Source organism: Rhizobium sp. 01T417 (assembly GCF_056398905.1).
In genome coordinates, this window is record NZ_JBFTQH010000031.1 from 12945 (window position 1) to 25222 (window position 12278).

The 12278-nt window shown below is 58.6% G+C and carries 10 protein-coding genes and 3 pseudogenes; 11 read left to right on the top strand and 2 right to left on the bottom strand.

What is annotated here, in order from left to right:
- The first annotated feature begins 149 nt into the window (after positions 1–149).
- The 3 genes from AC1DPR_RS23995 to AC1DPR_RS24005 all read left to right on the top strand — a co-directional run bounded on the left by AC1DPR_RS23995 (position 150) and on the right by AC1DPR_RS24005 (position 3257).
- The gene (locus tag AC1DPR_RS23995; RefSeq protein WP_113161781.1) at positions 150–1076 is read left to right on the top strand and encodes a cyclic di-GMP phosphodiesterase; all 927 of its coding nucleotides are present in this window, start codon (positions 150–152) and stop codon (positions 1074–1076) included.
- A gap of 523 nt (positions 1077–1599) precedes the next feature.
- Positions 1600–2703, top strand: a complete 1104-nt coding sequence (locus AC1DPR_RS24000; RefSeq protein ID WP_477817252.1) for a DUF937 domain-containing protein — start codon at positions 1600–1602, stop codon at positions 2701–2703.
- A gap of 59 nt (positions 2704–2762) precedes the next feature.
- Positions 2763–3257 (top strand): hypothetical protein, encoded by a 495-nt coding sequence (locus AC1DPR_RS24005; RefSeq protein ID WP_018859145.1) that lies wholly within the window; start codon positions 2763–2765, stop codon positions 3255–3257.
- A gap of 90 nt (positions 3258–3347) precedes the next feature.
- On the opposite strand, the gene AC1DPR_RS24010 is transcribed toward AC1DPR_RS24005, so the two are convergent.
- A complete protein-coding gene (locus AC1DPR_RS24010; RefSeq protein ID WP_477817253.1) occupies positions 3348–3596 on the bottom strand; it encodes a Fic/DOC family N-terminal domain-containing protein in 249 nt (82 codons plus the stop codon).
- Between the two features lie 141 nt (positions 3597–3737).
- Between AC1DPR_RS24010 and AC1DPR_RS24015 the strand changes: the two genes are divergently transcribed.
- From AC1DPR_RS24015 to AC1DPR_RS24025, 3 genes and pseudogenes are all read left to right on the top strand, one after another.
- Complete coding sequence (locus AC1DPR_RS24015; RefSeq protein ID WP_477817254.1) at positions 3738–3938, top strand: hypothetical protein; 201 nt, start codon at positions 3738–3740, stop codon at positions 3936–3938.
- A 238-nt stretch (positions 3939–4176) separates the two neighbouring features.
- The gene (locus AC1DPR_RS24020) at positions 4177–4461 is read left to right on the top strand and encodes a hypothetical protein (RefSeq protein ID WP_477817255.1); all 285 of its coding nucleotides are present in this window, start codon (positions 4177–4179) and stop codon (positions 4459–4461) included.
- A gap of 522 nt (positions 4462–4983) precedes the next feature.
- Positions 4984–5920 (top strand): annotated as a pseudogene (locus tag AC1DPR_RS24025) (AraC family transcriptional regulator).
- Positions 5921–6081: 161 nt separating this feature from the next.
- On the opposite strand, the pseudogene AC1DPR_RS24030 reads toward AC1DPR_RS24025, so the two are convergent.
- A pseudogene (locus tag AC1DPR_RS24030) lies at positions 6082–6207 on the bottom strand (alkane 1-monooxygenase); the annotation flags it as partial.
- A gap of 151 nt (positions 6208–6358) precedes the next feature.
- Here AC1DPR_RS24030 and AC1DPR_RS24035 point away from each other — a divergent pair.
- From AC1DPR_RS24035 to AC1DPR_RS24055, 5 genes and pseudogenes are all read left to right on the top strand, one after another.
- Positions 6359–7381, top strand: a complete 1023-nt coding sequence (locus tag AC1DPR_RS24035) for an NADP-dependent oxidoreductase (protein ID WP_477817256.1) — start codon at positions 6359–6361, stop codon at positions 7379–7381.
- 292 nt (positions 7382–7673) lie between these two features.
- Positions 7674–8339 (top strand): MEDS domain-containing protein, encoded by a 666-nt coding sequence (locus AC1DPR_RS24040; protein ID WP_477817257.1) that lies wholly within the window; start codon positions 7674–7676, stop codon positions 8337–8339.
- A complete protein-coding gene (locus AC1DPR_RS24045; RefSeq protein WP_477817258.1) occupies positions 8332–10833 on the top strand; it encodes a PAS domain-containing sensor histidine kinase in 2502 nt (833 codons plus the stop codon). The genes AC1DPR_RS24040 and AC1DPR_RS24045 overlap by 8 nt, the downstream gene beginning before the upstream one ends.
- Positions 10834–11139: 306 nt before the next feature.
- The gene (locus tag AC1DPR_RS24050; RefSeq protein WP_477817259.1) at positions 11140–11820 is read left to right on the top strand and encodes a response regulator transcription factor; all 681 of its coding nucleotides are present in this window, start codon (positions 11140–11142) and stop codon (positions 11818–11820) included.
- Positions 11821–11958: 138 nt separating this feature from the next.
- Positions 11959–12185: pseudogene (locus AC1DPR_RS24055) on the top strand (SDR family NAD(P)-dependent oxidoreductase); the annotation flags it as partial.
- Positions 12186–12278: the final 93 nt, after the last annotated feature.

A 12278-nucleotide genomic window follows, 5' to 3' on the forward strand; every position in this document is an offset into this window, starting at 1 on the left:
CAGACAAGCGTGCCTGAATATCCTCTCGGTCCGGTCGGCTCAGCGTGCCGCAACCGCAGCTTTCTATCGAAACACGTAAAGGTTTTTTATTAGATATTAGATATACCCTTAAAAGGGGAAAAGTATTCAGCAATGAGGAGTCGCTAAGCGTGATCTTGCGCATTCCGAAGTCTATGCTTCGCAAAGGAATGTTTATTGAATCGGTAGAATGCTCGGACTTGGAGTTCTCCGGCCGACGTTTCTTGTTGGAAACGGATTCCGCTCTGCATTCTATACTCGCCTCGTCGGCGGAAAACGTGTTGGTCAACCGGGTAAAGAGCAGGGTCGATTGTGGGATACCGGTGTTCCGACAGGCGGACGAAGACCTCCAGCCCAAGTCTGTGCAGGAGCTGGACCAGCGCACGCGGATCCAGCACACTGTATCTCAAGTTACCGGGATTCTGCGCGACGGTTTTGAAGATATCAAATTAGGGAAATTCGATATCGATCGATTCGCCCCCGCAGCCAGGCACATAGCCGCCTCCTTAAAGGCCTCGCCCCATCTATTGGTCGAGGTCACGCGGCTGAAGACAAAGGATGAGGGAACTTACGTGCACTCGCTCGCGGTTGGAGGGCTCATGACGGGGCTCGGCCACCTGTCGGGCCTGGAAGAGGAAACGATTAAGGAACTGACCCTAGCCGGCCTCTTACATGATCTTGGCAAGCTGATGATACCAAACGCTATCCTCAACAAGACCGGACAACTGACAGATGCGGAGCGCAAAGCCATACGCAGTCATCCCGAGCGCGGCTACATGCTCCTTAGACAATATCCAGAAGTCTCTGACCTGATTCTTGAAATCTGCCGATTTCACCATGAAGCCCTGGACGGAAGCGGCTATCCGCTTGGCCTTAGAGCCGATCAATTGAGTCTGCCTATTCGTATATGCACTGTGTGCGACGTATTTGACGCCCTTACGAGCGTCCGCCCCTACAAACGCGCATGGAGTAACACGCAGGCGCTGAAGTGGATGTTCGATAGGGGGCACCTCTTCGACAAAAAGCTGATCCTGCGAATGGGCAGCCTGTTTGATTGAATTCAGGCAGTCCCACGTCTTGCCGGGAGCGACTGACGGAATCGCCAGCCACTTTTGGGCTTCGAGCCTACCGTCGAACAACTTGCGGCCGGGCTGTTGCCGGGCCGGCGCACCTGTTCTTCCCAGCGTCCCCTGAGCTTTCTGATCGACCTGTGATCTCCAACAGCTGTTGTCGATCAGGCATGTCCTTCGGCGGTGCCAAGGATTATCCCGGCATGGGCCCTGCCCGTCACGATAATCGATGCGCTTTTCGAGGTGGCTCGCGCGGGAGCCGATCAGGATGGACTGCGTCGTTGGCTAGACCGCGTCGGATGGGTTTCGCGCCCGACAATAGCCGCCCAGCGACATACAAACTGGTGCAATATATCTTTAAATGCTAATAAAAGTAGATTGGAAATTCTGACAACCAAGTCGCGCGGCGAACTCCGAGAAGCGCAAATCGTTTGCAGCCCTTCACCAAGCCGTCGAGTAGACGGCTCGGAGAGAAAGGCACTCATCAACGATATCTTGGGGAGGGGCACCAATGGCCAGCAATCTTGTTTCCTATGTCATGCAGATGCTGACGCCTGATGTGATCGGGCGTATCGCGGCAGCTCTGGGGCTCGATAGCGGCAAGGTGCAGAGCGCTGTGGGTGCTGCCGTGCCGGCAGTTCTAGCAGGGCTTGGGAGTATTGCCGCACAACCAGGTGGGGCGCAGAAGATCGCCGACGCGGCCAAACAGCAGAGCGGATCGCTTGGTAATCTCGCTGGAATGCTCGCAGCGGGCGGCCCGGAATCGCTTGCCCAGAGCGGCTCGCAAATCATTTCGTCGGTGTTCGGCTCCAAAGATGGCGGAGCGCTTGCGAATGCCATAGGCAAGATTTCTGGTCTGGATCAGAATGCAAGCAGGTCGTTGCTTGGAACGCTGGCGCCGCCTGTCATGGGAGGCCTCGCCCAGCACAGCGGCGGCGATCTCAGCGCCAACGGCATCGCCGGATTGCTCGCGAGCCAGAAGGACAATATTGCCGCTGCATTGCCGTCGGGGATGAGCGAACTACTCGGCGGCGCTGGCCTGCTCGGGTCGCTCGGCGCTACGACGCGAGCGACTACAGCGGCCGCCGGCCAAACAGCACGCAGCGCAGCCTCGTCCGTTTCCTCCATCAGCGGCGCCGGGCAAGGCGCGGCCACGACCGCACCGCCCACATCGCGCAACTGGCTCTATTTGCTGGTTGCCGCCTTGGTTATTGCAGGCGTGCTTTTCTATCTGTTCGGCCGGCAGAGCCAGCCAGTTACTCCCCAGGTCGCCACGGGCGAGCAGAGCTTGACGGTCGGCGGAATCGACGTCGGCAAGCAGGTCAAGGACAGCCTTGCCAGCCTTCAAACGACGGTCACCGGAATAACCGACGCAGCCTCAGCCAACGCCGCCTTGCCAAAGCTGCAAGATGCAGGGAACCAACTCGACAAGGTCAGCGCCGTGCTGGGACAGCTTTCTGCTGGCCAGCGGGCCGCGCTTCCGGCACTGGTAAGCCCCCTGATACCGACGCTCAACGGATTGTTTGACAAGGTCTTGGCGATCCCTGGGGTCTCCGAGATCCTGAAGCCCACCATCGACACATTGAAGACGAAGCTCGCCGCCCTGTCCGCGTGACAGCTGCGAGATCGCCGGCAATTGTACCGACGAAAACCAATGAGCAAGGAGTGGCAGCCATGGCTGACAAATCGACGTTCACCACAGACGAGTGGAAGACCCTTCTGCAGAGCGTGATGATGGCCGGCATCGCGGTGACTGCGGCGGAGCCGAGCGGTCTCTGGGGCACACTCAAGGAGAGCCTTGCAAGTAGTAGCGCGCTCTTGCAAGCCAAGACCGGCGACGCAAATCCACTGATCTTAGCGCTCGTCGGCGATTTCGAAACTTCGGAAGGACGCGATGCCGCGCGAGACGGATTGCAGGCGAAGCTCAAAGGCGCCAAACCCGACGAAATGAAGACCAAGTGCATCGAGGTGCTCAAGCAGGCCAGAGCGATCATCGAGGCCAAGGCTCCGGGCGATGCGGCGGCCGTCAAGGCCTGGCTATACCAGATCAGCCAGCGAGTGGCGGAGGCTTCCAAGGAGGGTGGCTTCATGGGCATAGGCGGCGTCGCCGTCAGCGACGCCGAGAAGGCGACACTTGCGGAGATATCGGCAGCGCTTCAAACGGGCTAGGCGTCGCCTGCTACGCGCGATTGACGTGTGGGCGCTTTTTATTAGAAAGCTGGACAGAGGTGCTCACTGCTCGATACTTCTGTGCAGCGGTTAGAGCACGTCCGTATAGGAAGACTTCGATCGCTTCGTTGCGATAGTGTCCTCCAGAGCCGTCACCGCTTCCCTCTTGGTCGGCTTCGTATCGCAGCACTTCATCCGCGTGCTGACGGTGCCCTCCATACGTGAGGACACAACGGCTTCTTGATTGCGGAGTGGCGCAAGCAAGATCTCACTATTGTGCATTCCCTTGAGCATTTGATCGTAGCGAGCCAGTGCCGCCGATGCCGAGGCAATTGGCATGATCAAACGGCCAGCGTCGATTCCGTGCGGAGGGAATTGATCATAGTGATATTCCACTACTCAAGGGGCGTTGAGTGCTATGCGTTACAGCCAAATGCCTTTTGAGCGCCGAAAAACATAGTTCTTGAGAGAAGACCGATCTTGGCTTCCATCCATGAGATACAAACAGATTTCTCTGCCAAAATTAAGCAAAAGTGGAACTCAAGCTTGAAAAACGTTGGCAGTGCAGGCTGGAACCGCTTCTTTCGTATCCGGCGCCCGATAGGTTTCGACCTTCGCTACCAGTCCAATCTTAAAACAATGAAATCAAATACGTTTTATGGCGGAGAGGGTGGGATTTGAACCCACGATACCCTTGCAGGTATGCCGTATTTCGAGTGCGTTGAAATTCGCCTTTGGGTCAGACCCGAAGGAGTTTCCGTTACGCCGTTATCTCAATGTTGACTCCGGCACAAAAGAGAACATAATAGGAACATCCAAACATTAGAAGAGGATCACGGCCATGTCACACATGCCGGCCGGACAGCCGCGCGCTGAGCAAATTGCGGGAACCTACCGGACGCTACCAAGGAGGGCGACGATGGCCGAGGTTCACCCCCTTCTGATGGCAATCATAATCATGATGCCGAACCATCAAGATTGGGGCCTCTATTCGGCTGACGTCTACGACATGGCTTCCGGTGGCCCGCTCGGCTACTTCGACATCGCGTTTGACCCACCCACACATCGCGCCTGCGGGTACTATAGTGCCGTCGGCTCCTCGGTTGTGATGCGCTCACCGTGCTGGTTCCAATGTCCTGGAGACATCAACGACGCCATGCGGGCCTTTCATGCTCTGCTTAGGCAAGCTGGTCATGTCCACTGAGAAGCAACTGGAGGTGGATTTCGAGGTCGAAGCCGCGCTCGCGTTCGATGACGAAGATGCCAATGTAACCATCGTCACGCTCCACGGGGAGATGACGAGCCGGGCATGACCCGCAGCTGGGAACCCAAGTTCGACCGGGAGCTTTGATGCACTCGACAGGACTAGACAATAAGCAAAGCCGAGCTTCGAGATGGCGTGATGGTCGCGCGGCAATCTCGCCCGATCGATCCCGCTCCCGCTTTATGTGTTTTGCGCAACAAGCGGTCGTCGGTTCTCCTGCGTTTGCATCCGTTGTTACATTGGCATTTCCTTTCTGAACCGTCGCTTTTGCTTGTTCCTCCCCGTTACCCGTCGTGGCAGGTTGGTTTCTGGACACCACTCTAATGCGGGCTGTGCAATCAGGGGGCCTGCATAGCTTTCAATTTACCCCGCCGGTGTCGGCTCGCACGCAAGGCCATGTAGCGCGCACAGCCATCGTTAGGATAGATAAGGTGCTTGACCCTTTTAACTCCCCGAGGTCCAATGTCTGAAGTCGACTGGTTGAGCCATCTCCTACAAATCATCACGGTGACAGGTCAGCTCGAGGTCCGCTGTGCCTACGGTGCGCCATGGCGCGTGGCCTGGAGCCGGGAACGAAATCCCCTATCACATCATCGTCAAGGGTCGAGCCGTTTTCGAGGATCCCGAGACGAGAACAGCGAGGGAGCTGGTGAGCGGAGATATTGTGCTGCTACCTCACGGTGCGGCGCATGTGCTGCACGACGGTAGCGGGCAAACACCGATCCCCACTCAACAGCACCAAGGGGCCGCCGGTTGGATGCTGAGCGAAAATGACAGTCAGGGAGAGCGGCTCGATCTGTTGTGTGGCCGATTCTTCATTGCTGCGCCCCATGATAGATTGGTCCGCAACTACCTGCCCACAAATCTCGTGACGCGGGCCATGGACGGCGATGGAGATAGTGGTTCCGCCTCCAACCAACTGGCCAGTCTAGTGGGGCTAATGCGAATGGAATCGGCCGGCGACCGAGCAGGAGGGCGCGCGGTTCTCAATGCGCTTTCTTCGGCCCTGTTTACACTCGTGCTTCGCGCCGCGAGTGAGTCCGAGAAAGCGCCCGAAGGTCTGTTGGCCCTAGCCGGCCATCCGCGGCTGGCTCCAGCCATCGCTGCCATGCTCGCCGACCCGGCCCAAGCTTGGAAACTCCCAGATCTCGCAGACTTGTGCGGCATGTCACGCGCTACATTTATGCGACACTTTCAGGACAGGCTGGGTTGTTCGGCCCTAGATCTACTGACTGATCTGCGTATGAGCCTTGCGGCCAACGAGCAGCACCGAGGCCGTGGCCGAAACGGTCGGCTATCAATCCGTTTCGGCATTCCAGCGTGTCTTGCCGAGAGAATGGGGATGACGCCCGGGGAATGGCGCAGACAGGCGCACGGCGGCGAGACAGGCCAGGCGTAGGAAAGACCCGCGTAATTGATCCTTTCGAGCATCATATTGAGATAATTCAGTCTCGTTATTCTCAAATTGGTCGGTAGATTGGGCTCCGTAATCACTTGATGAGGGAGCAACCCAATGAACTACATCAGCAACGCAGCCAACCAACCGACGCCGACGAATGCCCAGAAGCGGTGATAACCGAATTCCTCGACCGCAATGGCCAGCTTGACGGCCGCCACAAGCGCATCCGCCGCGGTCGCACCAGCTTCGACCGGGGCCTTGTCCAGCAAGCTGAGAAGATAGGTCATCACATCGGCTCACAAATAAGTAGATATTTAGCTCGATAGGAAACCGCTTTCTCTTTGGAGTTGAAAGAAAGGAAAAAAGCACCGTGCGGCTGAGGTGGGATGACGCTACCGTCCGGCAGGTATGAACGATCTTGATTATGGAGTGAATTCGATGCCCGAAGCCTTGGAGAATGTAAGGGTAACGCTGGCATCAAGACCCAAAGGGCTGCCGTCGCCTGAGAACTTCCGAACCGAGCGCGGCCCCCTGCCGACGGCCGCAGAAGGTGAGGTCCTTCTGCAGGTTCTTTATCTATCACTCGATCCCTATATGCGCGGACGCATGGATGACGCGAAATCTTATGCTCCGCCCGTTGCTATCGGCGGCGTCATGGAAGGCGGCACGGTTGCCCGCGTCATCGGCAGCCGCAACAGCAATTTTGCGCCGGGCGACATCGTCCTGTCCCATTCGGGCTGGCAGACCTACGCTACATCGAGCGGCGACGGGCTGAGAAGGCTTGACGCCACGCAGGCACCCCTGACCGCGGCGCTCGGCGTGCTCGGCATGCCAGGCTTCACCGCCTATGCCGGACTTCGCAGTATCGGCAGGCCAAAGCCCGGCGAGACCGTTGTTGTCGCCGCAGCAAGCGGCGCCGTCGGATCGGTTGTCGGCCAGATTGCGAAAATTGAAGGTGCAAGGGCTGTCGGCATTGCCGGCGGCCCTGAGAAATGCGCATTCGTCCGCGACGAACTAGGCTTCGATGTTGCAATCGATCACCGCGCCAAGGATTTCAACGCCCAACTCGCGTTAGCCTGCCCCGATGGGATTGACGTCTATTTCGAGAATGTCGGCGGCCCCGTTGCCGAAGCGGTCTTTCCGCTTCTCAATGATTTCGCACGCATACCCGTCTGTGGCCTGATTGCCCACTATAACAACGAACCGGCGGAAGGCGTCGATCGCCTCCCCGGCTTCATGCGAGCCGTGCTTCGCAAGAGCCTGACGGTGCGTGGCTTCATTCAGCGCGAATTCGCGGACCAGCGGCCCGATTTTCTGAGCCAGGCGTCGGCATGGCTGGCCGACGGCCGCCTGAAATTCCGCGAGGACATCGTCGATGGCCTGGAGAATGCCCCCGTGGCCTTCATCGGCCTGCTGCAGGGCAAGAATTTCGGGAAGCTGATTGTACGTGTCAGCGAATAACATCAAAAGTTGAGATGCCCCCTTCATTGTCACCGGCTGTTGCCGAAAGGATGGCCAAAAGGAGGAGCTTCCTCTATTGTGTTGGGCGTCGCCACTACCTTTGCATTGACCTGAAACATCGCTCTCGTTGCAAAAAGGGCCCCGGCAGCCAACACCATCGTACAATAGACCCTATTTCATAATCGGCGCATCCTGGTTGCGGGGGCGGCAGTCGCTGGCAATATTCCGCGGCGGGCAGCGTCGAAAGATCCGGAGCCCAGGCGCGAGACAGGAACCAGAACTGTGATCGCAAATGGCACAGCATGCTCATGTAATTCGCTTCGCCGGCTCGGAATTGGGCCACAGCCGCCATGTCTGCGCCTTCTTCAACAGCGAGGATGAGGCCTACAAGGTGCTTATACCGTTCATCGTCGATGGGTTCATATGCGGGCATAAGGCCGTTCATCTGATCAATCCCGGCCAGCGGCCCGCACACCTCGACAGGCTCCGCTGTGAAGGGATCGACACCGAAGAAGCGGAGGCCGTCGGTCAGCTCGACATTCGAACGAATGCCGATGTCTATCTCAGCGATGGTCGCTTCGATTCCGACAGAATGCTTGCGGTCTTCGAGAAGCTGGCGAGCGGTCACTCGGACAACGGCTATCCGCTAAGCCGGATCATATGCCAGATGGACTGGGCCGGCGACGGGCGATCCGATATTGCGGATCTGATATCCTTCGAAGCGCGCGTGAACGACGTCTGGAGCCAGCACGACGACGTTGTCATTTGCATTTATGATCTTGCAAAGTTTGGCGGCGAAACTGTCGTCGATGTTCTCCGCACGCATCCGATGGTTGTCGTCGGCGGCGTCCTCCAGGAGAATCCATTCTATGTCGCCCCGGCGCAGTTCCTGGAAGAATTGCGGGAGCGGCGTGCGAGGAGGAGCGAGGCTCGCGACCGCGGTGAGAACCATGGCTGATCTCGCCAAGAGTGCCGCACCACGTGATGATTGGCGTCGCCGATGCATGAGCGACCTGATCACGCTCGTTGCCTTGCCAGCGATGTGGTCGGGTGGCGATCTTTTTCAGATCGGCAATATCCTCCTGGACGCCCTCCAGGCGATGCTGGATGTCGACCTGCTCTATCTTCGGCTGATGCTGCCAGATGACCCAGCACTCGTGGAACTGGCCAGACTGCCGACTTCCGATGTCGCTATCAACGCTCAGGAGGTTGGCGCGTCCCTCGATTCCGCACTTGGACCTCTTTCGGCCTGGCCGGCTTCCGCCAACCTGTCGCTCGGGCGAGGTCTGATGGTCATTGCGCATGCGCAGGTGGGATTGGGAGGTGCTGCCGGCGTTCTGGTCGCGGGGTGCCACGGCAGGCTTCTGTCGCAAGAGGAGCGCCTTGTACTCAACGTCGGCGCCAATCAGGCCGCACTTGCGGTCAATGAGGCGGCGCGGCATGTCGGTCAGGCAAAATTGGCAGCAATGCTTGAGAAGCGAATCGCCGAGCGGACGATGGAGCTCGCCACTGCCAACGTGGCCCTGAAGAAGGAAATCGCCGAACGTGAGCAGACGGAGGAAGCGCTCCGCAAAAGCGAACGCACTGCTCGCCGTCTTGTCGACAGCATGCCGGGTATGGTCGCGATCCTTTCCAGTGAGGGAGTAGTCGAGGCCGTGAACGCACAGCTCACCCGATACTGCGGCGTTAGTCTTGAAGAGTTTCGAAACTGGCAACATGCTGACATCATACATCTCGACGATCGGCCGACAGCGATAAGGATCTTCAACGAGGCAATCTCAGCCGAACAGAATTTTGATCTGGAGGTGCGCGTAAAGGGTAGTGCCGGGGACTATCGATGGTTCCAGGTTCATGGCGTTCCCTTCCCGGACCCCTCAACCGCGCCATGGTACGTGTTCCTGACGGATATCGATGATCGGAGGCGTGCCGAGGCCGCCAGGGCGGCCAACGAGCAGAAACTCCAGGAGATCGTAGACGCCATTCCCGTCATGGCCTGGGCCGCAGCACCGAGCGGAGAGGTGGAATATCTGAACGAACCCTGGCTTGAGTTTGCCGGGATCGCGGCAGATGAGGCCGACCACTGGTGGGCAGCTGTTCACCCGGACGATGTCGCCGGCCTTCTCGAGACGTGGGAGGAGGTGCTGCACGCGGGCGTTCCCGGCGAAGCAGAGGCCCGCATCCGCCGTCGCGATGGCGAATACAGGTGGTTCCTGATCCGGTCCAACCCGGTCTTCGCCAAAGATGGGTCGGTGGCACGATGGTATGGAACGAATACCGACATCGACGACAGGAAGAAGGCCGAGGACAAGCTTCGTCACAGCGAAATGCTGCTGGCGGAAGGCGAGCGGATGAGCCACACCGGTACCTTCTGCTGGCAGCTAGCAACCGATGACGTCATTTTCTCCGACGAACTCAGCCGCATCTTCGGCTTCGAGAAGGACGCCGTCATCACCATGGAAGCGGTGGCGACGCGGGTTCACCCTGACGACAGAGAGGTTCTCGCACGCCGGCGCGACGAAATTCGCGCTGGCGCTTACAATCCCGAGTATGAGGCCAGGATCATTTCGGGCGACGGGTCCGTCCGCTATCTAAGGGTCGTTGCGCGCAGTCTCGAGTATCCCGATGGCCATGTGGAATGCATCGGCGCCGGCCAGGACATCACGGAGCGACGTCTTGCCGAAGAAGCCCGCGACCGATTCAGGGCCGAACTTTCGCAGATCACACGGGTGATGAGCCTCGGAATGATGACGGCCTCGATAGCCCACGAAGTGAACCAGCCGCTTTCGGGGATCATCACGAATGCCGGCACGTCTCTTCGAATGCTCGCCGCGACACCACCGAATGTCGAGGGCGCTCTGGAAGCGGCACGCCGGACGATCAGGGATGGACAGCGCGCATCCGAAGTGGTCGGGAAGGTCCGGGCACTGTTCAGGAAGCAGCCCGCAACGCTCGAACCGCTTGACCTCAATGATGCCGCACGCGAGGTTGTTGGCTTGATCGGGAGCGACCTGCAAAGGAACAGGATCGCACTGCGGTTGGACCTTTCAGATCAACTGCCGGGGGTAGATGGGGACCGGGTTCAGCTTCAGCAGGTCATCATGAACCTGTTCCGCAACGCGATCGACGCAATCGGCGAGCTCGCGCACCAGCCTCGGGAAATCGCTTTGCGAACGGCGATCACAACAGAGGGGCTGGTCGAGCTCGCGGTCCGGGACACAGGTTCGGGTATCGCGACTGATATCGAACAGCTCTTCACGGCATTCCACACGACCAAGAGCGACGGCATGGGCATCGGCCTGTCGGTCAGCCGCTCGATCGTCGAAGCGCACAACGGTCAAATGTACGCGTCATCCAACGAAAAAGCGGGAGCGACCTTCGGCTTCCGACTTCCCTCGAATTCGGCGCCACAAATCCAGGCGACGGGCCTTGGTCAAGCGAGGACGCGGCGATGAAGAAGGAGCCAGTCGTTTGCATTCTTGACGAGGATGTTTCGATACGGGAACCACCGCTCGATCTGATCCGGTCGCACGGATTTGATGTCGATTCATTCTTGGAGATGAAGCACACCGATTGCATGAACCTCGGCGTCGGAACGCGGGCGGCCCGCACCGCAGGCTCACACGCAATGGGCGGGTTTTACCGGCCATGCTCAGTACAGCAAGGCGGCGAAGGGATGCTCCGACTGCTCCTTGCCGAGGGCGGTCGAATGTCTCGGCGCGCGTTTTGACGGTTCTGAGCGAAGTCAGAAGGAGAAAGCTATGTACAGTACCATCGCGGCCGCACATCAGCGGGCAAAGACGCAGATCCAGGCTCTGGAGAGATCCGTTGTGTTTATCGTCGATGACGATGTGTCCGTCCGGGAATCCCTGGAACTTCTCATCGCATCCGCAGGATGGCAGCCGCTGCTTTTCGCTTCCGCGAAGGACTTCCTTTCACATGCGCGACCCGCTGGGCCGAGCTGCCTCGTGCTTGATGTCAACATGCCGGGCTTGAATGGTCTCGACCTTCAGAGCCTTTTGACCGCGGATGGAAGGAGGATACCGATCATCTTCGTAACCGGCTTCGGCGACGTGCCGACCACTGTGCGCGCAATGAAGGCCGGCGCATTCGAATTCCTGACCAAGCCAATCGACACCGCTGCGCTATTGCAGGCCATAAGAAGTGCCATGGAACGCAGTGCAGCACTCACGCGCGAAGATAGCGAGCTGGCCGCCCTTCGATCCTGCTATCAAATGCTGAGCCCCCGGGAGCGCGAGGTCATGTTCTTCGTCGTCCACGGCCTCCTGAACAAGCAGGTGGCTTTCGAACTTGGGATCAGCGAAATAACCGTTAAGGCGCATCGCGGTCAGTTGATGCGCAAAATGAATGCTCGTTCTCTGCCCGAGCTTGTCACCATGTTTGCGCGCCTCCGGCTCGGCGATCAGGTAGTCATGCATTGAGGACCACGGCAAAGGTTTATCCTTCGCGCCAGACCAACATCCGATATATCGGAGACACCTTGGCACAATAGCCTGAGGTCCCATTTCGGGAGATGCTTCCATGGGAGCAAGGATTGAAGCCTCGGTGCGTCCCAGGGGATCGGTGCCGGACTGGTGAAGGCATTTCTCGACAAGGGCTGGAACGTCGTCGGGACATTAAGGCGCGTCAGCAAGCCAGGTAATCCGATCGGTCAACCCGTCTCGAGCTCGTCGACGGCGATGTCAGCGATCCGGCGACGGCCGAGCTGGTAGCTGGCTGGGCTGTGGATCGGTTCGGTTCCATCGACGCTCTCGCCAATAACGCAGGGATATTCACGAAGATGTTCTCCCCACCATGCGGCCTCCCGAAATCGGTCCTGTACCACATCGCTGGCGGTATAGCGTGTCTGATAGCCACGCCGGGGACTGTTCCTGAATCG